This is a genomic window from Mesobacillus sp. LC4 (assembly GCF_053543455.1).
This window is the reverse complement of record NZ_JBGCUB010000001.1, coordinates 751,902-772,780: the sequence shown is the minus strand read 5'-3', so window position 1 is coordinate 772,780 and position 20,879 is coordinate 751,902. Positions and strand designations below refer to the sequence as shown.

Annotated in this window: 19 protein-coding genes; 4 read left to right on the top strand and 15 right to left on the bottom strand. The window is 43.3% G+C overall.

Annotated elements, in window-relative coordinates; translation table 11 throughout:
• Nucleotides 1–119: 119 nt before the first annotated feature.
• Genes ppdK through AB5I83_RS04000 form a run of 3 tightly spaced genes read right to left on the bottom strand, consistent with a single transcriptional unit; the run spans nt 120 to nt 4,272 of the window.
• Nucleotides 120–2,792 carry a pyruvate, phosphate dikinase gene (gene ppdK / locus AB5I83_RS04010; RefSeq protein WP_448972985.1) on the bottom strand — a complete coding sequence of 891 codons (2,673 nt, stop codon included), beginning with the start codon at nt 2,790–2,792 and terminating at the stop codon, nt 120–122.
• Nucleotides 2,792–3,610, bottom strand: a complete 819-nt coding sequence (locus tag AB5I83_RS04005) for a pyruvate, water dikinase regulatory protein (RefSeq protein ID WP_448972983.1) — start codon at nt 3,608–3,610, stop codon at nt 2,792–2,794. Before AB5I83_RS04005 ends, ppdK begins: the two co-directional genes overlap by 1 nt.
• A 14-nt stretch (nt 3,611–3,624) precedes the next feature.
• On the bottom strand, nt 3,625–4,272 hold the full coding sequence (locus AB5I83_RS04000) for a helix-turn-helix transcriptional regulator (RefSeq protein ID WP_167832665.1): 648 nt from the start codon (nt 4,270–4,272) through the stop codon (nt 3,625–3,627).
• Between the two features lie 1,217 nt (nt 4,273–5,489).
• On the opposite strand from AB5I83_RS04000, the gene AB5I83_RS03995 reads away from it, so the two are divergent.
• On the top strand, nt 5,490–5,696 hold the full coding sequence (locus AB5I83_RS03995; protein WP_448972981.1) for a hypothetical protein: 207 nt from the start codon (nt 5,490–5,492) through the stop codon (nt 5,694–5,696).
• A 309-nt stretch (nt 5,697–6,005) separates the two neighbouring features.
• On the opposite strand, the gene AB5I83_RS03990 is transcribed toward AB5I83_RS03995, so the two are convergent.
• Nucleotides 6,006–6,761: an exodeoxyribonuclease III gene (locus AB5I83_RS03990; RefSeq protein WP_448972979.1), complete on the bottom strand. Its 756-nt coding sequence runs from the start codon at nt 6,759–6,761 to the stop codon at nt 6,006–6,008.
• A gap of 44 nt (nt 6,762–6,805) precedes the next feature.
• Nucleotides 6,806–8,212 (bottom strand): MocR-like pyridoxine biosynthesis transcription factor PdxR, encoded by a 1,407-nt coding sequence (gene pdxR / locus AB5I83_RS03985; RefSeq protein WP_448972977.1) that lies wholly within the window; start codon nt 8,210–8,212, stop codon nt 6,806–6,808.
• Nucleotides 8,213–8,348: 136 nt separating this feature from the next.
• Here pdxR and AB5I83_RS03980 point away from each other — a divergent pair, with 136 nt between their 5' ends.
• A complete protein-coding gene (locus AB5I83_RS03980; protein ID WP_448972975.1) occupies nt 8,349–9,236 on the top strand; it encodes a DMT family transporter in 888 nt (295 codons plus the stop codon).
• Here the strand turns inward: AB5I83_RS03980 and AB5I83_RS03975 are convergent.
• The 4 genes from AB5I83_RS03975 to AB5I83_RS03960 form a co-directional block, all read right to left on the bottom strand.
• Nucleotides 9,219–10,607, bottom strand: a complete 1,389-nt coding sequence (locus AB5I83_RS03975; RefSeq protein WP_448972973.1) for an FAD-binding domain-containing protein — start codon at nt 10,605–10,607, stop codon at nt 9,219–9,221. The genes AB5I83_RS03980 and AB5I83_RS03975 overlap by 18 nt on opposite strands.
• Nucleotides 10,608–10,701: 94 nt before the next feature.
• The gene (locus AB5I83_RS03970; protein WP_448972971.1) at nt 10,702–11,574 is read right to left on the bottom strand and encodes a DUF3307 domain-containing protein; all 873 of its coding nucleotides are present in this window, start codon (nt 11,572–11,574) and stop codon (nt 10,702–10,704) included.
• 21 nt (nt 11,575–11,595) lie between these two features.
• A complete protein-coding gene (locus AB5I83_RS03965) occupies nt 11,596–12,342 on the bottom strand; it encodes a hypothetical protein (protein ID WP_448972970.1) in 747 nt (248 codons plus the stop codon).
• Nucleotides 12,343–12,546: 204 nt separating this feature from the next.
• Nucleotides 12,547–12,984 (bottom strand): peptidylprolyl isomerase, encoded by a 438-nt coding sequence (locus AB5I83_RS03960; RefSeq protein ID WP_167832499.1) that lies wholly within the window; start codon nt 12,982–12,984, stop codon nt 12,547–12,549.
• A gap of 366 nt (nt 12,985–13,350) precedes the next feature.
• Between AB5I83_RS03960 and AB5I83_RS03955 the strand changes: the two genes are divergently transcribed.
• The gene (locus AB5I83_RS03955) at nt 13,351–13,842 is read left to right on the top strand and encodes a VanZ family protein (RefSeq protein WP_448972968.1); all 492 of its coding nucleotides are present in this window, start codon (nt 13,351–13,353) and stop codon (nt 13,840–13,842) included.
• On the top strand, nt 13,832–14,293 hold the full coding sequence (locus tag AB5I83_RS03950; protein WP_448972966.1) for a GNAT family N-acetyltransferase: 462 nt from the start codon (nt 13,832–13,834) through the stop codon (nt 14,291–14,293). Before AB5I83_RS03955 ends, AB5I83_RS03950 begins: the two co-directional genes overlap by 11 nt.
• A gap of 352 nt (nt 14,294–14,645) precedes the next feature.
• On the opposite strand, the gene mug is transcribed toward AB5I83_RS03950, so the two are convergent.
• The 6 genes from mug to AB5I83_RS03920 form a co-directional block, all read right to left on the bottom strand.
• Entirely contained in the window at nt 14,646–15,164 is a 519-nt protein-coding gene (gene mug / locus AB5I83_RS03945; RefSeq protein ID WP_448972964.1) for a G/U mismatch-specific DNA glycosylase, read from the bottom strand.
• Between the two features lie 39 nt (nt 15,165–15,203).
• Nucleotides 15,204–15,449 carry a hypothetical protein gene (locus AB5I83_RS03940; RefSeq protein ID WP_448972962.1) on the bottom strand — a complete coding sequence of 82 codons (246 nt, stop codon included), beginning with the start codon at nt 15,447–15,449 and terminating at the stop codon, nt 15,204–15,206.
• A gap of 132 nt (nt 15,450–15,581) precedes the next feature.
• Nucleotides 15,582–16,406, bottom strand: a complete 825-nt coding sequence (gene fdhD, locus AB5I83_RS03935) for a formate dehydrogenase accessory sulfurtransferase FdhD (protein ID WP_448972960.1) — start codon at nt 16,404–16,406, stop codon at nt 15,582–15,584.
• Nucleotides 16,407–16,529: 123 nt separating this feature from the next.
• The gene (locus tag AB5I83_RS03930; protein WP_448972958.1) at nt 16,530–17,087 is read right to left on the bottom strand and encodes a DUF1641 domain-containing protein; all 558 of its coding nucleotides are present in this window, start codon (nt 17,085–17,087) and stop codon (nt 16,530–16,532) included.
• On the bottom strand, nt 17,080–20,037 hold the full coding sequence (fdhF, locus tag AB5I83_RS03925) for a formate dehydrogenase subunit alpha (RefSeq protein WP_448972956.1): 2,958 nt from the start codon (nt 20,035–20,037) through the stop codon (nt 17,080–17,082). The genes AB5I83_RS03930 and fdhF overlap by 8 nt, the downstream gene beginning before the upstream one ends.
• 265 nt (nt 20,038–20,302) lie before the next feature.
• Complete coding sequence (locus tag AB5I83_RS03920; RefSeq protein ID WP_448972954.1) at nt 20,303–20,734, bottom strand: hypothetical protein; 432 nt, start codon at nt 20,732–20,734, stop codon at nt 20,303–20,305.
• Between the last annotated feature and the right edge of the window lie 145 nt (nt 20,735–20,879).

Sequence of the window (20,879 nt, the reverse complement as noted above, 5' to 3'; positions counted from 1 at the left end):
CCGAGGAATTGCGTATATAGGTTAGTATACCCTTTTTTCCATCAGTTACCTATTAATAAGGAAATAATCAAATTAAAATGAAAGGAGCGCGATATTGAAATCACGCTCCCCATTAAGGGTTATTTGGCTATAACAGCCTCTTTTTCGTTGTTTCTCTCGTGGCGGATTGTTGCCTGAGCAGCTGCCAGTCTCGCAAGCGGTACACGGTATGGTGAACAGCTTACGTAGTCAAGCCCAGCATTGTAGCAGAATTCAATCGAAGACTTTTCACCGCCATGCTCCCCGCAAATACCAGTCTTTAAGCCAGGCTTTGTCTTGCGGCCCAGTTCCACACCAGTCTCAACCAATTTGCCTACTCCTTCACGATCAAGTACTGCAAATGGGTTTTCAGGAAGTACTTTTTGTTCAATATAAGCCTGAAGGAACTTACCTTCTGCATCGTCGCGGCTGTAGCCGAATGTTGTTTGTGTCAGGTCATTCGTACCAAATGAGAAGAAGTCCGCTTCCTCAGCGATTTGGTCTGCAGTCAATGCTGCACGTGGAATTTCAATCATTGTTCCGACCGTGTATTCAAAATTCTTCCCGGTTTCTTCCTTGATGCTTTGCGCTGCCGCGTTCACAAGCTCACGCATTTCCTTCAATTCATTCACATGGCCAACTAACGGAATCATGATTTCAGGCTTTGCATCAATTCCTTTATCAGCTAAATTGGCTACAGCGTAGAAAATGGCTCTTGCCTGCATCTCATAAATTTCAGGGTGGATCATTCCAAGGCGGCAGCCACGGTGGCCTAGCATTGGATTGAATTCATCCAATTGTCTTACTTTCTTTAACAACGCTTCCTTTTCCTTTAGCTCTTTCGATTCAGGGTCAAGGATTTGCAGTTTCGTTATTTCAACTAAGAGTTCTTCTTTATCAGGCAAGAATTCATGTAAAGGAGGGTCGAGCAAACGAATGGTTACAGGCAATCCCTGCATCACTTCAAGGATGCCCTCAAAGTCTTCTCTCTGCATCGGCAATAGTTCATCCAATGCGGCGTTCCGTTCCTCAAACGTTTCGGCAAGAATCATCTTTTGGACAATTGGGACCCTTGCAGCGTCCATGAACATATGCTCCGTGCGGCAAAGTCCGATACCGCCCGCACCAAATTCCAGTGCCTTGGCAGAATCTTCAGGATTATCTGCATTGGCTCGAACGCCGATTTTCCGCTCTTCATCGGCCCATGAAAGAAGAAGCTGGAACTCCTCTGAAAGCTCAGGTTCAATCATTGGGATTTCACCAAGCATGATTTCACCGGTTCCACCGTCGATTGTAATAATATCACTATGCTTAACAATCACATCGCCAACACGAAATTGCTTTTCGTGCAAGTCGATCTTCATCGCTTCACAGCCGCAGATACAAGCCTTACCCATACCACGCGCTACTACAGCGGCGTGGCTTGTCATACCACCGCGGCTTGTGACGACCGCCTGGGCAGCAATGATTCCATGGATATCATCCGGAGTCGTTTCTGGCCTTACAAGAATGACTTTTTGACCTTCATTTGCAAGAAGTTCAGCCTCATCGGCATCGAACACGACTTTCCCAGTAGCGGCTCCTGGTGAAGCAGGCAGTCCTTTTGCCAGTTGGTTCCGCTCAAAATCTTCATCGATACGGCGGTGCAAAAGCTGATCGAGCTGTTCCGGATCCACACGAAGAAGGGCTGTCTTTTTATCAATGATCCCTTCATTTACAAGCTCTGTCGCAATACGGATAGCTGCTTGAGCAGTACGCTTCCCGGTCCGGGTCTGAAGGATGAACAATTCCCCGCGTTCAACGGTGAATTCGATATCCTGCATATCCTCATAATGCTGTTCGAGGCGATTGCAGGTTTCAACGAATTGCTGATAAACAGCAGGCATTTCATTTTTCAATGTTTGGATTGGCTGAGGTGTCCTAATGCCAGCCACGACATCTTCGCCTTGCGCATTGATTAAGTATTCGCCATACAGGATACTCTCACCTGTTGACGGGTCACGAGTAAAAGCAACACCAGTTCCGGAGTCATCCCCCATATTCCCGAATACCATGCTCTGGATATTAACAGCAGTCCCCAGATGTGAAGGAATTTTATTCAAACGGCGGTAGACAATCGCACGCTGATTATTCCAGGAATCAAACACAGCGTTGATGGAAAGGAATAGCTGTTCCTTAGGATCTTGAGGGAAAGGCTTTCTTGTATGTTTTGTAACGATATTTTTATAGCCTTGGATAACTTCTTTCCAATCTTCTGCAGTCATTTCTGGATCTGCTTTGTAGCCTTTCGCTTCCCTGGTTTCTTCCAGTAAGCGCTCGAAGAAAAAGACATCAACATCGAGGACGACATCACTGAACATCTGGATAAAACGGCGGTATGAGTCATAGGCAAAACGTGGATTGTTGGTTAGTTTCGCCATCCCCTCGACTGTCTCATCATTCATACCAAGGTTCAGAATCGTATCCATCATTCCAGGCATGGAAAATACTGCACCAGAACGAACTGATACCAGTAGTGGGTTCTCAGGATTCCCAAGCTTCTTGCCGGTTTTCGCTTCAAGCTCACCTAGAGCTTCAAGAACCTGCGCCTGTACTTCTGCAGGAATCGTCTTGCCAGCTTCATAATAGGCATTACATGCTTCCGTAGAAATCGTGAATCCAAAAGGTACAGGAAGCCCGATACGCGTCATTTCCGCCAGGTTCGCTCCCTTACCTCCCAGGATTTCTTTCATTCCGCTATTTCCTTCATTAAAAAGATAAACAAATTTAGACATCAGCCAAAACTCCTCTCACTTTTTAAAATATCGAGTATCAATCCTGCTGTTTCTTCAATCGCTTTATTGGAAACATTGATGACAGGGCAGCCAACACGTTTCATGATTTTTTCAGCATAATCAAGCTCTTCCAGGATTCGTTCATAGCTTGCATAATTTGCCCGAGCGCCCAGACCGAGCGCTTTCAGCCTTTCCGTCCTGATTTCGTTAAGCTTATCCGGCGAAATGATCAAACCTACACATTTGCTTCTAGGCACTTGAAACAATTCATCTGGCGGCTTAACTTCCGGAACGATCGGTACATTGGCCACCTTATAGCGTTTGTGGGCAAGATACATCGACAAAGGTGTTTTTGAAGTACGGGAAACGCCAACAAGTACGATATCCGCTCTCAAAATGCCCCGAGGGTCCCTGCCATCATCGTATTTGACGGCAAACTCAATCGCTTCAATTTTACGGAAATACTCATCATCCAGCTTGCGCATCATGCCTGGTCGATGGTTTGGCTCCTTATTGAACTTCTTTTCAAAGGCATTCATCAATGGATTGAGCAAATCAACCGCATAGACCCCTTCCTCCTGAGCCCTTTTATCAAGATAAGCCTTGAGTGCTGGAACAACGATGGTATAAGCGATAATGGAACGCCCCTGTTTCGCGACCATGATGACATCCTCAATGTCTTCCTCATCCTCGACGTATGAATTTCTTCTGATATCGACCTGTCCGCCATTAAACTGGGTGGCCACAGCCTTAACTACAAATTCCGCCGTTTCCCCGACTGAATCAGATACTACGTAAACAACTTCCTTCATATCCAAAATGCGCTCACTTCCTAGACAGATTTTTGCTCTGCTATTTCTAAATAAACCTTCGTAATGGTTGTTTTGGTTATTCGTCCGATGACTTCATATGAATCGGATTTATGCTTGAGTTCGCGGACGACAGGGAGAGAATCAATTCTGTTCGTCACAAGCTTCTTAGCAGCCTGGACAAGTGTTTCTTCAGGTTTCACCGTGATAATGTTTGGCATCCTTGTCATGATGACGCTTACAGGAAGATCCTCCAGATTCTTGTTCCCGATCGCAGCTCTCAGCAGGTCTTTCCTTGAGATGACCCCAGCAAGGCAGCCTTCCGAATCAACAGCATATAGCGTCCCAACATCCTCAAGGAACATCTGGACAATCGCATCATAAACAGAGGATGATTTCTGGACGACAATCGGATGGCCTTTATAGTCATTCACCTTGAGATTAAGAACTTCTGTAGGTTCAAACAGCCTCTCTTTTTCCTTATTGAAAAAATAACCCACTCTCGGCCTCGCCTCCAGGCTTCCTGCCATCGTCAGGATTGCCAGATCAGGCCGTAGAGTAGCCCGAGTCAATTTCAGCTTTTCAGCAATCTGCTCACCGGTAATCGGGCCATCCTCTTTAACAATTTGAACGATTTCTTCCTGCCGTTTTGTTAGTTTAATAGAACTCACCACCAACGTACCCCCAATAATTAATATGTAATTATTATCAAGGATTTTTATAATGTGTTATCCTTATTAACTTATAGTATATAACATTTAACCAAAAAGCAAAAGGAAAGGTTTTGATAATTCTTTGAATTTATTAAAATAGCAGAGTATCACACGATTTAATGGGGAGAATTTTTATTTTTTCAACTTAAATATGTCATACTGTTACTCAATGTTAGGTGGTTGAATATGGCGATGCTTTTGACAGCATTGGTGGAAATCGAGAAAAAGCGGGTCTGAACTTGAGACCACTTCGGACAGCTTTGATGGGAATCCACGGAAAGCTGTCTGAACTTGAGGCTGCTTCGGACAGCTTTGATGGGAATCCACGGAAAGTTGTCTGAACTTGAGGCTACTTCGGACAGCTTTGGAGGAAATCAGCGGGAAGCTGGCCGAACTTGAGGCTACTTCGGACAGCTTTGAAGGAGGTCCACGTAAAGTTGTCTGAACTTGAGGCTACTTCGGACAGCTTTGATGGGAATCCACGGAAAGCTGTCTGAACTTGAGGCTACTTCGGACAGCTTTGATGGGAATCCACGGAAAGCTGTCTGAACTTGAGGCTACTTCGGACAGCTTTACAGGAAATCAGCGGGAAGCTGTCTGAACTTAAGGCTACTTCAGACAGCTTTACAGTAAATCAGCGGGAAGCTGTCCGAACTTGAAGCTACTTCGGACAGCTTTGGAGGAAATCAGCGGGAAGCTGGCCGAACTTGAAGCTACTTCAGACAGCTTTGCAGCAAATCGTCGGGAAGCTGGCCGAACTTAAGCCTACTTCGGACAACTTTAGAGGAAATCAGCAGAAAGCTGGCCGAACTTGAAGCTACTTCGGACAGCTTTAGAGGAAATCAGCAGAAAGCTGGCCGAACTTGGGGCTACTTCGGACAGCTTTACAGGAAATCAGCGGGAAGCTGGCCGAACTTAAGGCTACTTCAGACAGCATTACAGGAAATCAGCGGGAAGCTGTCTGAACTTAAGGCTACTTCGAACAGCTTTGATGGGAATCCACGGAAAGCTGTCTGAACTTGAGGCTACTTCGGACAGCTTTGATGGTAAACCTCGGAAAGCTGTCTGAACTTGAGGCTGCTTCGGACAGCTTTGATGGGAATCCTCCTAAAGCTGGCTGAACTTAAGGCTACTTCGGACAGCTTTGATGGGAATCCACGGAAAGCTGTCTGAACTTGGGGCTACTTCGGACAGCTTTGATGGGAATCAACGGAAAGTTGTCTGAACTTGGGGCTACTTCGGACAGCTTTGATGGGAATCCGCGTAAAGCTGTCCGAACTTGGGGCTACTTCGGACAGCTTTACAGGAAATCAGGCGGGAAGCTGTCCGAACTTAAGGCTACTTCGGACAGCTTTGATGGGAATCCTACTAAAGCTGTCTGAACTTGAGACCACTTCGGACAGCTTTGATGGGAATCCACGGAAAGCTGTCTGAACTTGAGGCTACTTCGGACAGCTTTGATAGGAATTCTCCTAAAGCTGTCTGAACTTGAGACCACTTCGGACAGCTTTGATGGAAATCCACGGAAAGTTGTCTGACTTGGGGCTACTTCAGACAGCTTTGCAGGAAACCAGAAGAAAGCTGTCCGAACTTAAGACTGCTTCTGACAGCTTTGATGGAAATAAGCGTAAACCTGTCCAAACTTGTGATAAAAAAATCCCCTGAGCATTGCTCAGGGGATTCAATCATTTTTATAGACTTAGTTCAAGCGTGACTGGGCAGTGGTCACTCCCCATAACGAAACATTCTGCACCCGCTTCCTTGATTGCAGGTGCCAGTTTTTCAGAAACGATAAAATAATCGATACGCCATCCGATGTTCTTTTCTCTTACTTTATTCATATATGACCACCAAGTATAAACATCTTTTACTTCAGGATGCAGGTGGCGGAAGGAATCTACGAAGCCGCTGGCGAGAAGTTCGGTCATCTTCCCTCGCTCTTCGTCTGTAAAACCTGAGTTTCCCCTGTTCGGTTTTGGATTTTTCAAATCGATCTCATTATGGGCGACGTTTAAGTCACCGCAAAGGATTACGGGTTTAGTCTTCTCCAATTCCAACAAGTATTCCTTGAGCACATTCTCCCAGGATAAGCGGTAGCCAAGGCGCGCCAAATCCCTCTGGGAATTAGGAGTATACACATTTACAAGATAAAACTCTTCGAACTCCGCAGTTATGGCCCTGCCCTCATGGTCATGCTCAGCTGATCCGATGCCGTACCTCACTGAAAGTGGCTGTTTTTTCGAAAAAACAGCCGTTCCGGAATACCCCTTCTTTTCAGCGTAATTCCAGAGCTGATGATACCCTTCAAGTTCCAGGCTAATCTGGCCCTCCTGCAATTTCGTTTCCTGTATACAAAACAGGTCTGCGTCCGCCTCTTTGAAAAAATCCATAAACCCTTTCCGAACGCATGCCCTTATGCCATTAACATTCCAAGATACTAATTTCATTAAACATATTCTCCTTAGCTAAAACCTCATGTTCTTCTATTCTATCAGTCTTCGATTAGCGATTCTATTATGGCGATCCCCTTAATGAGATCCTTAACCGGTGCATTCGCAAAAGAAAGCCTGAAATGCTGCATTCTTTGGTTGGCATAAATTCTTCCGGGGTTGATTAACACTCCATTTGCAAGAGCTTTTCGGTATAAATCAGACAAGGATATATCCGGATGCATTTTGACCCATATGAAAAACCCACCTTCAGGCTTTTCCCATTCTGCATAATTGCCTAAGTGTTTTTCCAATGCTTCCAAGGCCGCATTTCTACGCACCTCCAACTGTTTCCTTACGTTTGCTAAATGCTTCTCATACAACCCGCTGGACAGCCATTCTGCGGCTGCTCGCTGAGATAATGAGCTTGATCCGTAGTCTGTCTGCATTTTCAGGTCTGCCAGCCGGTCGATAACTGCTTCCGGACCGGCAACCCATCCGATTCTCAATCCGGGATTCAGGCTCTTCGAAAGGCTGCCAAGATATAGTACATTTCCATGCCTGTCATGCGATTTAATGGGAGACGGCGGCGGAGAACCCATCCACAGATCGCCGTAAACATCGTCCTCAATGATGGGAAGCTGAGCTGTCTCTGCCAGTTTGAGCAACTCCTTCCTTCTGTTTACTCCCATTAGGGTACCAGTGGGATTATGAAAATTCGGATGGCAGTATAATACAGAGTCCTTGCTACGATGGGATTCCTTTATCATCTCTGGGATGATCCCCTCATGATCCATGGAGATCCCATGAAGTTTCATTCCAGCAGACTGGAAGGTGGACAAGGATTGTAAATAAGATGGATTCTCTAGAAAAACGGTGGATTCCTTTTCGAGTAATCCGATGGAAATGAGGTGCAATGCTTGTAAAGCACCGGATACGACTAAAATAGATGAAGCATCGACTTTAATTCCTTTTTGATTTAGGTGTTGAGTAATCGCTTTCCGAAGCTGCGGGTTTCCTTTCGGGTCTTCATAGCCAAACGGCTCCAGTTCCTGTCCAACTTTTGTTAAAACAGCCCTCATATCCTCCAGCGGGAATAAATCCTTTGATAATTCTCCTTTACTCAGCTGGATCAAACTCTCATCAGATTCTGCCAGATTTATAGCCTGGACCGTTGACAGGCTCGCCTGATGGGTGCCCCGCCCCACTTGTTCATTCCAATTGACTGGAGGGGCAGAACGCATGAGGGTCCAGGTATTATTTACGACTATAGTTCCCACCCCCAGCTTCCCCTCAACCAGCCCATCAGCAGCCAACTCATCCAGCGCAGTGACGACTGTACTTCTGTTCACGCCGAATTGTTTTGCAAGGTCACGCTGACTGGGCAGCCTGCTGCCAACTGGCCAATTCCCGTTTGTAATCTGTTCTTTTACAAAATTGATTATTACTTTATATTTTGGCTCTTTCATGAACCCTGCTCCATTCATAATTGGTTGGTTTTTAAAAAACCATATTGGTTGGATACATTTTATCAAGACCCCGTTATATTTGAAAGGCAAACCTGTCATACAGGGTTAAATTGGATGGTTTTATAGGGGGGATAACATGGAATCCAGGTTGGCTGCAGCACACTTGCTCGTTATTTTATTATGGGGATCAGCATTCGCAGGGATTCGGCATGGACTAGAAGGCTACTCTCCAGAACACTTGTCTTTCCTTCGGCTTATTATTGGGTCAGCGGCGCTTCTTTTCTACGCCTTATTAACAAAAATGAAGCTTCCAGAAAGAAAAGATTGCCCTGTTATATTCCTCTTCGGATTTCTGGGGTTTGCAGTCTATCAAACTGCATTGAATTTCGGTGAACAAACCGTCAGCGCCGGAGTCGCCAGCCTGCTTGTTTCTACTTCACCTGTTTTTATCGGATTATTTGGGAAAATGTTCTTCCAGGAGCGTACAGGGAAATGGTATTGGTCCGGCGCTTCGATTAGCATCCTTGGGATCATGTTCATTTCGATTGGATCAGGAGGAAGTTTAAATTTTGGCATCGGAGTACTTCTAATATTGATTGCTTCATTATCTGAATCACTTTATTTTGTGTTTCAAAAAAAATACTTAAGCAAGTATGGGGCTCTTCCTTTTACAGCCTATACGATATGGGCAGCCACCATATTCATGGGTTTCTTTGCTCCTGGGATTTTGGATGAAATGATTGAAGCCCCGATTGGAGCAACGATAAGTGCTATTTACCTCGGTCTTTTTCCTACGGTGGTTGCTTACTTTGCAATAGCCTATATCACCGCAAAATCCGGGGCCTCTGAAGCAGCAAGTTCTCTCTACCTTACTCCTGCTGCTTCTTTTATAATCGCTTGGGTCTGGTTGGGGGAAGTACCGGCGATCTTGACAATAGCAGGCGGTGTAATTACACTTATCGGAGTTTCCCTGACCTACTTCAAAGGGAGGGGCGAAATGGGAACTCTAGAAATCAAAGGATAGCTGCTCTGTTTCTCCTCCCTCTCCTTTTTTCCGGCCAGGCTTTCCTTTGCTTTTAATACTTTGATACTGAAGTCTTGCTTGTTTACATGTCTTTTTGACATCGACCATTGGTGCTTCGTAGCCAAGTCGGTAAAAAGCCGGATAAAGCCATGGTTCATGGATGTACTCCTCCGGCAGCCTGCTTAATTCAGGGATATATCGGCGAATGAACACTCCATCTGGGTCAAGCTCCTTGCCAACCTTTACAGGATCAATGATTTTCATCTTCCCTTTCATTTCCGCGTGCTGCTGGATATAGAAATCATGTACAGCTGGTTCGTAGTCTAGATACAATTCCGCCAAGGCATGGGATGGATTCTTTACATCCAGCAATAAAGTATTCGAAATAAAAGATGTTACCAAAGCACGCAGCGAGAAATTCATCCACCCTGTTTTTGTCAGACTCCTCATTGCGGCATCGATCATTGGAATCCCCGTTCTTCCCTGCAGCCATCGCTGGAACCACTCTTCATTCCAGTCCCTTTTGATTTCACTTATTGCATGCAATTCTTGTTCTGGGGACTCCATGCTGCAAATTTTGACCCTGGCGATAAGTTTTGATAAAAACTCTTCGTACTGTGTTTTCTCTTCCTCCACCTTACATGCCTGTAATTTCTCCTCTGTTCGTTGAAAAATAGTCCTGATCGATATATTCCCCCATGCTATATAAGCCGAAAGCCTCGAGGACGATAATGAGGACGGCAGCGGTTTTGTGTAGTTTTCGATGTACTTTGCAAATCTGTCTTCGAGGAATGAATCCAGTGTTTCTATTGCCTTCCATTCCCCCCCTTGCTGACCGAAGCGAATTTTCTCACCCTTTATCTTGAAGGTTTGAAGTTTTTTAAAATCAGTCAATAAAAAACCTGGTAACCGGGACGGAACATCAATATGGGCAGGAACTTCAGCCTGTGGTTCTTTTAAATAACCGACCAAACGATCATAAAATCGTTTTCCATGAACATTTACCAGCTCTGGACCATAACAAAACAAGCTTTGCTGATTCTGGTCAGCCCATTTTTTCACTTTATCGATAAACCAGCCGTCATTGTGGGCAAAAATATTGATAGAATGATATGATTCCAATAATCCTTCCAATACGATTTCCACATCATTAATTGCAGTAAAGAGCTTCCCGCCCTTTTCCTCAATCTCTTTCGACAGCTCCTCCAGACTTTCAACAACAAATTGCACATGACGGGCAGAAAGCGGTGTCTCATTCCATTGAGAAGGTTCAAATACATAAAGAGGCAATACTTCTCCCGCCGCAGTTGCTTCCGCCAATGGTTGATGGTCGGAAATACGCAAATCTTTATTGAAAAGGACGATGTTCATTGAAATCACTCCGCTATTTACTCTTTTGCACAGGCTCTAGTTTTTCTCAGTTCAGTTCTATAAAAGGACTATTCAGGGGGAAATAGTGAAACCTTTAATTTAATATTTCTCTTAAAAGGATTCCAAACATGATTCCCAGGAACATGGACGTCAAGGTACCAAGGAGAAAATACTCCGCCCAGTCACGATCATCCATCTGTTTGAAGCGGGCGATTGATTTTGCAGTAACAATGAAGGCGATGGCTGGATACGAACTATAGTACGTAAGCAAGATAACAAGAAGCCTTTCGATATAGCCTATCAGCTTCCCGCGTGACATATCGTGCTTATTGAAAATCATATAGCTGTATTGTTCTGACAGTCCTTGATCCCCTCTGTTCGTTTGTGGGTAGACCTGCTCCTTCAGTTCGTTTTTAAAGGTATATTTCCCTTCAAAGGTTAACAGCTGTCCAGGGAGAGAGCCAAGAAGGATTCGTATCATATGGCCACTCACACTTGTTCCCAATATTAAAATAATCACAATCACCAGCATTGTAGCAGAAGCGTCCAAATTCCGCCCTTCCTCAAACAAAAGCTTTATAAATCTATCAACATTAGAAACTAGCGATATATTATAAAATAACTGCATCGCAATTAGCAGCATGAAAAGATGCATCGCCTGGTCTACTATAAAAAACCACAGTTTACTCAAATGTTCACGAGACGTATACTGATCCACTAGCTGAATCTTAACCAAGTCGATGATCAAATGCGTCGCTGTTATGAATAGGACCGGCCAAAGTACAGTCATTACAAGATCATTTTGCTCGTAAAAAAAGAGCCAGCCTGCTGAAAGGACAGCCGTATTCACCAGAAAATGATGAAGTATATGCTTTCTAATATTTTTGAGCTTATCCTGTACCATACGATCCGTCTGAAGGTAAAAGTCGGCTATCAGATGAGCTATAATCAAACTTAATAAAAGCATGCCTTCTCCTTTCACCAGAATCTAAAGACTGAAAATATTCTGCACCTGGCTTTTTATATTTGTTCTAATACTTTCTTCGAGCAACTTTAATTGCTCATTTTGCATATCCGGAAAAAAATCACTCGCCTGCCTGCCATCCAAAACACTTACGATTGCATGGAAACTGCGGAGAATTTGCTCGCAGTGCCCTTTCTTAAAATGGCTGTAAACCGTTGGAGCTGAGCGATCGAGAAGCTGTGCCACAGTATTTTGTTTGCCATAAATAAGATAGAGCGAGCATACTAGCCGCTGTACATCAGTCTGTTCCATTCTTAGTACATTCTGCAGGCTAAGCATCCCATTTATTAATGTCTGCAAACCTGGCTCACTGTCGCGAATTTGAAAACAAAAGGTTCCCCTATTCTTCTGTTTTTTAAGTTGGTCATTCGCACTTCTCGCCTGCTTTGCCAATGGATGAATCCATTTTTCAATATCAATTTCCTCTACCTTCTTATCCAGCCCGCCATAGGCAAGGCCAAAATACGGAAGGTGTTTTTCATATTTCCAAATCGAACTGATATAAAAGGCTGTAATAAATGCTGTTGAGTATCCTTCAGCTAGAAGAATGAGCTCGTCCCCAGATCGGTGCTTAATCTTTATGGAACCTATTCCTTCATACCACTTATTTATATATGTCTCTAGCTGCCCTAAATAATTACTCAGCTTCTCGCCATAAGCTGCTGAGGAAGAATTCGTGATATCCATTATAAATACAGACACTGGCTCCATTGCTACTCCACCTAACAATTAAATTCGACTATTTAGTGTAATTTTATATAAATTAGATAGCATAGTCAAATTTATTAAACATTAGACTTATCATATTAACAAAACAATAAACCTTTCCTTGGATTCATTTTAACAAGAGCGTATGTTCGCTTCAATGGGTATATAAGTACAAAAAAAGAGCCATCAGGCTCTTTTTAAACGATCCTATTCTTCTGTTACAACAACCTTTTCCATAACGTCACCGTTTCTCATCGCTTTAGCCGCTTCCAAATTAGAAGTAACTTTACCGAATACAGTGTGCACTCCATTTAAGTGTGGCTGTGATTCATGTACGATGAAGAACTGGCTTCCACCTGTATCTTTACCTGCGTGCGCCATAGAAAGTGATCCAGGTACATGCTTGTGCGGGTTGCCTTCTGTTTCACATTTGATTGTGTAGCCGGGACCGCCAGTACCAGTTCCGTTTGGGCATCCTCCCTGGCTGACAAATCCAGGAATTACACGGTGGAAGTTCAATCCGTTATAGAAGCCTTCGTTAGCTAGCTTCTCAAAGTTCGCAACTGTACCAGGTGCTTCGTTCGGGTATAGTTCGAATTCGATTTTCTCACCATTTTGCATTTGTATGTATCCATTTTTAGCCATGTAAATCATCTCCTTGTGTTAAAATCATTGTTATCATACCACTATTACAAATAAAAATAAAAGTATCCACCTTCAAATTGTATTTTTCCAACATGATTGTGTTAAAATATAACTGCCTCTGCCGGACATTCGCTTGTTGCGGGACACTTAACCACTGTACGGACGGCAGGGGCCCTGCCTTGGCAGGATGACAAAATACATATTCTCATACCTTGCCTTGTGGCAAGGTTTTTATTTTAATTACTAATAGGTATTATTTTCTATTTAATTTATTGCCAGTTTGGGTAATTAATATCTGATATGACTTTTTTAGCTAATACCTATGTATCTCTTAAAATATCTTCGTGATCAATTCAAGGAGAAGTTATGCTAAACCTAATAGATATCAAACACAAGAAATGGATTTCAGCAATATCCTATACTTTATTCGTTTTGTACATTATCATTGCCGTCATTTTATTGTTTCTCAGCCCATATCGGCAAGCTGCGTATGAAATCAATTCTGCAGGCACCAACCCTTATAATATCATTCCATTCAAAACGATCACAGATTACATAAAAGCTTCTTCGCACATCAATCAAAATATCTGGATGTCCAACTTATTTGGCAATGTTCTTGCCTTTTTCCCGTTAGGAATCTTCCTTCCCTGGCTGTTTAAAAGGCTCATTGGTTTTTGGCGGGCGACTACTTCTGTTTTTCTGGCAACTTTAACTGTGGAGATTCTCCAGTTTGTCACGAGGGTTGGAAGTTTCGACATTGATGATATCATCCTGAACACAATAGGCGGTGCATTGGGGTATCTCTTAATCAAGATCATTTATTTATTTTTAATGAAGGGGAAAACACATGCACATTAGAATGTTAAAAGAAGGCGAACAGCCTCCCTGGAAACTGCTGCTCCTGGCTGATCCTTCTAAGGATTTAGTTTCAAGGTATTTAGATAAAGGAATGTGCTATGTTACGGAGTCAGAAAATGGTGGAACAATCGGTGTAATCCTGCTGGTCCCGGTTAGTAAACATACCATCGAAATCATGAATCTGGCAGTAGATGAATCTCACCAAGGCAAGGGGCTAGGTACCTTACTGCTTAAGCATGGGATTCAAACCGCAGCTGAGTACGGTTACGAAACGATTGAAATCGGTACAGGAAATTCAAGTATCAACCAACTGGCTCTCTACCAAAAAGTTGGCTTCAGAATCACGGGAATAGATCAGGATTTTTTTATTCGAAATTATGAACAACCTATATTTGAAAATGGTATTCAGTGCAGGGATATGATTCGATTGTCGATGCCCTTATCAGGATAAACAGGGTCACTTCAGGTTCGTAAAATTGTACACAAACCCAAGGATAATTAAGACTTTATTTATATTAATATAAAACACCGTTATGAGAGGTGGGTACTCGACATAACGGTGCGATTAGCTCCTAAATGTTGCCTTACGGATGTCGATCTCGCTGCATAAGGTTACGTTTAGCTCTTAAATGTACCCTTGTAGCAGTCGAATGACTCTCATAAGGATATGTTTAGCTCCTAAATGTGCCCTTACGGATGCCGATCTCGCTGCAAAAGTGTACACTCTACTTAATGTACCCTTATACAAAGTGAATTCACGGCATAAGGGTACATTTATGAACGCGCTTCTCCTCGCTCCTTATTCAACTGGATTTTAAACGATCCCTTAAGAGAGGGAGTTCTTTATAAATCCCCACTACTTCTTCCATTTTCATCCTAACGAGTCCGCTTGAGGATGGGGCGACGAAATCGACAGTGCCTTCCACAACGGATTCTTCCTGCTTTCCCCAAGGAAGATCTTTTTTGCCGCTATATTGCTGATAGACACCTTTCCCGACAAAACAAACGATTTTCGGCCTATATTTTTCGACTTTTTCCTTTAGCTCCTGCTTCCCCTGCTGGTATTCCTCTTTTGTAATTTCATCCGCTGCTTTAGTTGGCCGCGCAACAATGTTCGTCATTCCGTAACCTAAGTCAAGGAGCTTATAATCCTCCGAAGAGTCATACTTCCTTGGTGTGATGCCAGCTTCAAAAAGGATTTTCCAGAATCTATTGTTGGGGTTAGCGTAATGATGACCGGTTTCTGATGACCGGATACTGGGATTGAAACCGACAAAAATAACGTCTAGATCATCCCGTAAATGGTCAGTAATCGGATTCATATTCTCTACTCCTCTCCAATGTTGCCTATCTCTCTCGATTCACCAAAATCGGCGAGGCAGCTCATTATTCTTGCTTATATTCTTGAAAATTCTTAAGTGGAACAAAAACTCGTCATAAAACATGGTCTCGGCACTTTCAAATGAATAAGCGTCAGAAAAATGATCCAATAGTTCGACATCAATGTGATCTTCAAGGCCGCTCAGCCACATTTTATAGCCATGCTGCTCATAAACATCAGATAACCCCGCCCACTCGAACATATCTTGCATTTCTTTTTCACCCATTCTATCACTCCTTCTGCTATCACCTCCATTTTTCCATACTTTTACATACCTTATACAGCGTTCATACTCTCTCCCTTTTATTACTAGGAACTTTGAGTTTCCTATGCCCAACCTGATTTAAATAAGCCAGGCTTATTCAACCTGGCTTTCCTTGACACTATACTTCGCCTCTGCAACCCTTGCAGGGTGTGTATAAACATTTAGTGATCGATTCCTGATAAAGCCAATTGTCGTGATCCCCAGTTCCTCCGCCAGTTTTAGGGCAAGTTCAGTGGGAGCTGATTTGGACAATACAATCGGGCAGCCAATTTTAGCCACTTTCAATAAAATTTCTGAGGAAATCCGCCCACTGAAAACAATTACTTTATCACTTATCGAAATATCATTCTTGAGGCAATGCCCATAAATTTTATCGAGGGCATTATGTCGGCCGATATCCATCCGGGACACAATAGGACCAAACAAACTGCATAGAGAGGCATTATGTACTCCCCCTGTATTATGGAAAAGTTCAGCGGAATCCTGCATTTCTTCCATAAGCCTGAAACAATCTTCCACTTCGATTTCCGTCTCTACCTTTTGCAGTTTTTTTGCGGTCAATGCATCGGTCGCAAATACAAAGCCCGTCCTGCTTGCCCCGCAGCACGAAGTTAAGTAGCGCTTGCCCTGCAAGTTCTTATAAACCGGATTCATTTTTGATGTATTTACATGAACAAATCCTTCTTTTTCCTGAATCCATATATTTTCTATATCTGAATACTTCTTGATGATGCCTTCTGAAGCGAGGTATCCAATGACCATTTCTTCAATATAATCTGGAGTACAAACCATTGTAACAAATTCCTGACCATTGACTTTAATGGTAATAGAATATTCCGTTACGATGCTGTCTTCCAACATTTCGGCCTGGCCATCCCCAAAACGGAGGATTTTCCTTTTGACTTCGACTGGTTTCACAACAGCCATCCTCTCTTATTGAAGTTTTATACTTTACAGTAATCTCCTTTTATCCAAATAGCTGAATGACCAAACTAGAAAAAGCAGGCGAACAAGCTGGAATGCCTGCTGCCTGCATTAAGATCACTTATCTTCCAAAGTACCTTGCTGGCTCTGGTGGATATCCTGGTTTTCCGGTAGCTGAGTCGTTCTTTCTAGTCCCTCGGTATTTTCACCCATCCCTTTAAGGAACTCAAAAAGTAAGGATAGTGCACGATTGATTTCCGGGTCTTTCAAAGATCGGACAATATCAAAATATCCAAGTTTGTCATCATCCTCGCTATCCGTATATTCTGCTACTCTGGCAATGCCAGAATTTAATTTTAATAGCAGTGGTTCCAGCTGCTGTACATTGATCGTGCCGAGGACGCCCACCATCAGCAATAGGTTCTTGATTGTATTGGTAGCTTCAGGTTTGTCTGCCGCCTTAACTAGAACATTCAAGATTTTATCGCCTTCACTGAACAATCCATCCAACAGCGACAGTACTCCTCGCTGATTCATATGCTTGAGGATGTCCATGGACTGTAAAATTGCATCCTTGTTATCAAGCAAGGCAGTTTCGATTTCTTCCAGGTCACTCTGGCGTTTTTGTTCCTCTGTCATTTGCATACGATTGATGTTGGTGATTGCTTTAGCCATGCTGGGTACGCTCCTTTTTCACAAGATCTCCTGGAAAGATGTAATCTGGACGGGCCCACTTCTTTTCGACCTGGACGCCGATTTGCGGCTGTGGATTACCGTATCGGAAATTGTTCCTCGGCAAAGGATTGACTCCTTCAAATTGGAGTATTTCCATTTTTGCCTTCGTCTCCTTATAAGCTGGAGTATCGGTGTTTTTATCTCCATAGCTGCTTGTCAGGAGATTGATGGCTGCATCGCCCTGGTCGTTCATCGGCAAGTATACTTCCTTTCCTGCCACTCGGTCGGTGACAACACATCTGACCTTCAAATTGCCGTATGGTGATGTCAGTCTGACAAGTGTTCCATCTTTCAAGCCTCTTTCTTCAGCAAGTTCTGGCGACACTTCAAGGAAAGTCTCTGGAGTTTTCGATGTAATCCCTTCTGATTTATAAGTTAAGTTTCCTTCATGGAAATGCTCAAGCAAGCGGCCATTATTGACATGAATGTCATATTCCTCCCCATATTGGATAGGAATCGACCATTTCACAGGATAAAGACGTGCTTTCCCATCAGGGAACGGGAAGCCATCCAAATACAGTACAGGACTGTCAGTTCCATCCTGCTGAACAGGCCATTGAAGGCTCTTGTACCCTTCAAGGCGTTCATACGTCACACCAGAGTATATCGGCATTAGGCTTGCTGCCTCGGCCATGATTTCAGAAGGATGCTCATAAGTCCAGCCTGCCCCAAGGCGGTTAGCGACCTCAATCAGAATCTGCCAATCAGGTTTTGATTCTCCAACCGGGTCGAATACCTGGTACAAACGCTGAATCCTGCGCTCGGTATTCGTAAACGTTCCCTCTTTTTCAAAGCTTGGGCTTGCTGGTAAAACTACGTCTGCAAATTGTGCGGTTCTGGAAAAGAACACATCTTGGACAACAAAGAAGTCGAGTTTTTCATAGCCGGCCTGGACGTGATTGATATTGGAATCCACAAGGCCCATCTCCTCACCCTTGATGTAAAGGGCTTTGAGAGTTTCATTATGCATTCCTTCAACCATGTCATGATTATTGATCCCTGGTTCAGCAGGCAGCTTGGTTCCCCAAGCGTGTTCAAACTTCATGCGCGCCTCTTCATCGTTTACCTTTTGGTAGCCTGGCAGCGAGTCCGGGCTGCTGCCAAAATCGCCTGCGCCCTGGACATTGTTATGTCCACGCAGTGGGTATGCCCCCGTTCCTGGACGGCCGTAATTTCCGGTAATAAGCAATAGGTTCGAAATCGCTGTACTGGTGTCGCTCCCGCCAATATGCTGTGTAACTCCCATTGCCCATAATGCACAAACGCTTTTAGCTTTATGAATACTCTCAGCAATCTCGATCAGTGTGTCTTTAGAAAGACCTGTAGTTTTTTCTGCATATTCCAAAGTGAAACCTTCAAGACTGTTAACGTATTCTGTAAGTCCATTGACTTTATTGTTCAGGAATTCTTCATCTGCCCAACCCTGGTCGATAATATATTTTGTCACAGCTGAAATCCAGACAAGGTCACTGCCTGCCTTAGGACGAATAAACAAGTCTGCTCGGTCAGCCATTTCATGCTCTCGCAAGTCCGCAACAATAAGCTTTTGTCCATTCAGCTTCTGTGCCCGTTTAACCTTTGTTGCCAGTACCGGATGGGCCTCTGCTGTATTCGATCCAACGATGATGACCAAATCAGCCATCGCGATATCTGTAATCGATCCAGCATCGCCTCCATGTCCAACTGTCCTGAATAATCCTACAGTAGCAGGCGTTTGGCAATACCTGGAACAATTATCTACATTGTTTGTGCCAATTACAGACCTGGCCAGCTTTTGCATTAAATAGGATTCTTCATTCGTACATTTAGACGATGTTATGAAGCCTAAAGAGTCAGGACCAAACTCATTCTTGATCTCTGTGAATTTACTGGAGATGAGGTCCAATGCTTCTTCCCATTCCGCTTCCCTGAAGCTATCTCCTTCACGAATCAAAGGCTTTGTCAGGCGCTCTTCACTGTTAACGAAATCCCATCCGAATTTGCCTTTTATACATGTAGAAATTCCGTTCGCTGGAGCTTCCACCTGTGGTTCGACCTTCAGGATTTCTCGGTCCTTTGTCCAAACATCAAAACTGCAGCCTACTCCACAGTAAGTGCAAACAGTCTTCGTTTTCTTGATCCTGGATTCACGCATGGCAGCTTCCATATCCGAAATCGCCAGGATGGAACCGTAACCTGTCTCGACATTCTTGGTAATCTCAATCATCGGCCGCAAAGTTTCTTTTGCGATTCCTGTCAAAAAGCCGGCTTCTCCTTCCATTCCTTTTTCCATCATTGCATTACAAGGACATACCGTAGAACAATGACCGCAAGAAACACATGAGGATTCGTTGATTGGTACATCATTATCCCATATGACACGCGGACGTTCACGATCCCAATCGATTCTCAGCGTCTCGGTTACCTGTACATCCTGACAGGCTTCCACACATCTCCCGCACAAAATACATTGATCCGGGTCATAACGGTAAAAAGGGTTTGATTCATCTTTCTCATAAGGCTTTTGATCAAATGGAATGCTCTGGTGATTGATTTTCATTTCTTTTACCGTGTTATGTACCTCACACATCCCATTATTGTAGTCACAGACAGTACAATACAGTTCATGATTAAACAAAATCTTGTCCATCGCCATTGTTTGTGCTTTCTTAACATCTGGCGCCACAGTGTCGATGGTATCTCCATCCTTCATGATTGTCGAACAAGACCTGACCATTTCTCCGTTCACTTCTACAATACAGGTATCACACGTCTCAATTGGGCCAAGGCTTGGATGATAGCATACACTTGGCACTTCGATGGAGCTATCTGAAAGGTATTGCAGAATGGTTTGATTTTCTTTAGCCGCCACGTCAGCACCGTTAATTGTTACATTTATTTTGCCAGACAAGACCTCATCTTCCTTTCTATGTAGAAATTGCTCTCTTTCTCACTACCCAATCCATAGATGACTTTAACCACATTCAAGAGAGTTTTTGAAAAAGGGTTTGAAATTGAACCGACAAGTTATTAAAGATTTCTCCTATAAAAATAATTTTTCTTCTTCAGGATTTGGCCTGAATTTGTGTGTCATTCGCTTTTTGTTCCTGTGAATATTCTCAAGATGATAAAAAAACAAAAGCCCTACCGTTTAAGGTAAGGCTTTGTGATTATTCCTATAAAAAGCGGCAGGCATCATTTCCAGCTTCATCTGAGGAAAGGATATACAACGACTTTCCGTTCATTGATTTTTCTTTCGTAAAACCAAAACTCTCTAGTTCATCGTAATCTCCCACAACGACGATTGCTGGAGCAAATAGCAATGCCTGCAGATGGAAAAGAGAAACATCAATCACTTCAGTTAGTGAATCTCTACATTCGAGTCTCTCCAGGACAGCAATCCTGCCACGGATTCCGAGGCTTTCAAAAGCATTTCCAATCCCCTCAGCCAAGATTTCAGAAATGACCGATGCAGAACTGATGATATCATTCCAATTCTCATCAAAAACATAAGCATGCCAAGAAGGTTGTCCATTATCCAATAGAAATTCAATTTTTAGAAATTGCTGGTCATGATCGAATTGATAAACCGATTTCACTCTATACACGCTTCCCTCCATTAGTGAAGTAGAGATAGTTTCCCACTTTAAGCAAAAGTTAATGAATAGATTTTGCATGATTTAAAACCGTTAGTAAATACTTACAAAGATGTTTTCCGAGGCATGAATTTTTTCTTTTGAGGGAAAAAGTAAT

What these genes read in the sequence shown, in the direction of transcription:
- ppdK (WP_448972985.1), bottom strand. Translation starts at nt 2,792, where the DNA reads ATGTCTAAATTTGTTTATCTTTTTAATGAAGGAAATAGCGGAATGAAA.
- AB5I83_RS03990 (WP_448972979.1), bottom strand. Translation starts at nt 6,761, where the DNA reads ATGAAATTAGTATCTTGGAATGTTAATGGCATAAGGGCATGCGTTCGG.
- pdxR (WP_448972977.1), bottom strand. Translation starts at nt 8,212, where the DNA reads ATGAAAGAGCCAAAATATAAAGTAATAATCAATTTTGTAAAAGAACAG.
- AB5I83_RS03980 (WP_448972975.1), top strand. Translation starts at nt 8,349, where the DNA reads ATGGAATCCAGGTTGGCTGCAGCACACTTGCTCGTTATTTTATTATGG.
- AB5I83_RS03975 (WP_448972973.1), bottom strand. Translation starts at nt 10,607, where the DNA reads ATGAACATCGTCCTTTTCAATAAAGATTTGCGTATTTCCGACCATCAA.
- AB5I83_RS03970 (WP_448972971.1), bottom strand. Translation starts at nt 11,574, where the DNA reads ATGCTTTTATTAAGTTTGATTATAGCTCATCTGATAGCCGACTTTTAC.
- AB5I83_RS03965 (WP_448972970.1), bottom strand. Translation starts at nt 12,342, where the DNA reads ATGGAGCCAGTGTCTGTATTTATAATGGATATCACGAATTCTTCCTCA.
- AB5I83_RS03960 (WP_167832499.1), bottom strand. Translation starts at nt 12,984, where the DNA reads ATGGCTAAAAATGGATACATACAAATGCAAAATGGTGAGAAAATCGAA.
- AB5I83_RS03955 (WP_448972968.1), top strand. Translation starts at nt 13,351, where the DNA reads ATGCTAAACCTAATAGATATCAAACACAAGAAATGGATTTCAGCAATA.
- AB5I83_RS03950 (WP_448972966.1), top strand. Translation starts at nt 13,832, where the DNA reads ATGCACATTAGAATGTTAAAAGAAGGCGAACAGCCTCCCTGGAAACTG.
- mug (WP_448972964.1), bottom strand. Translation starts at nt 15,164, where the DNA reads ATGAATCCGATTACTGACCATTTACGGGATGATCTAGACGTTATTTTT.
- AB5I83_RS03940 (WP_448972962.1), bottom strand. Translation starts at nt 15,449, where the DNA reads ATGGGTGAAAAAGAAATGCAAGATATGTTCGAGTGGGCGGGGTTATCT.
- AB5I83_RS03930 (WP_448972958.1), bottom strand. Translation starts at nt 17,087, where the DNA reads ATGGCTAAAGCAATCACCAACATCAATCGTATGCAAATGACAGAGGAA.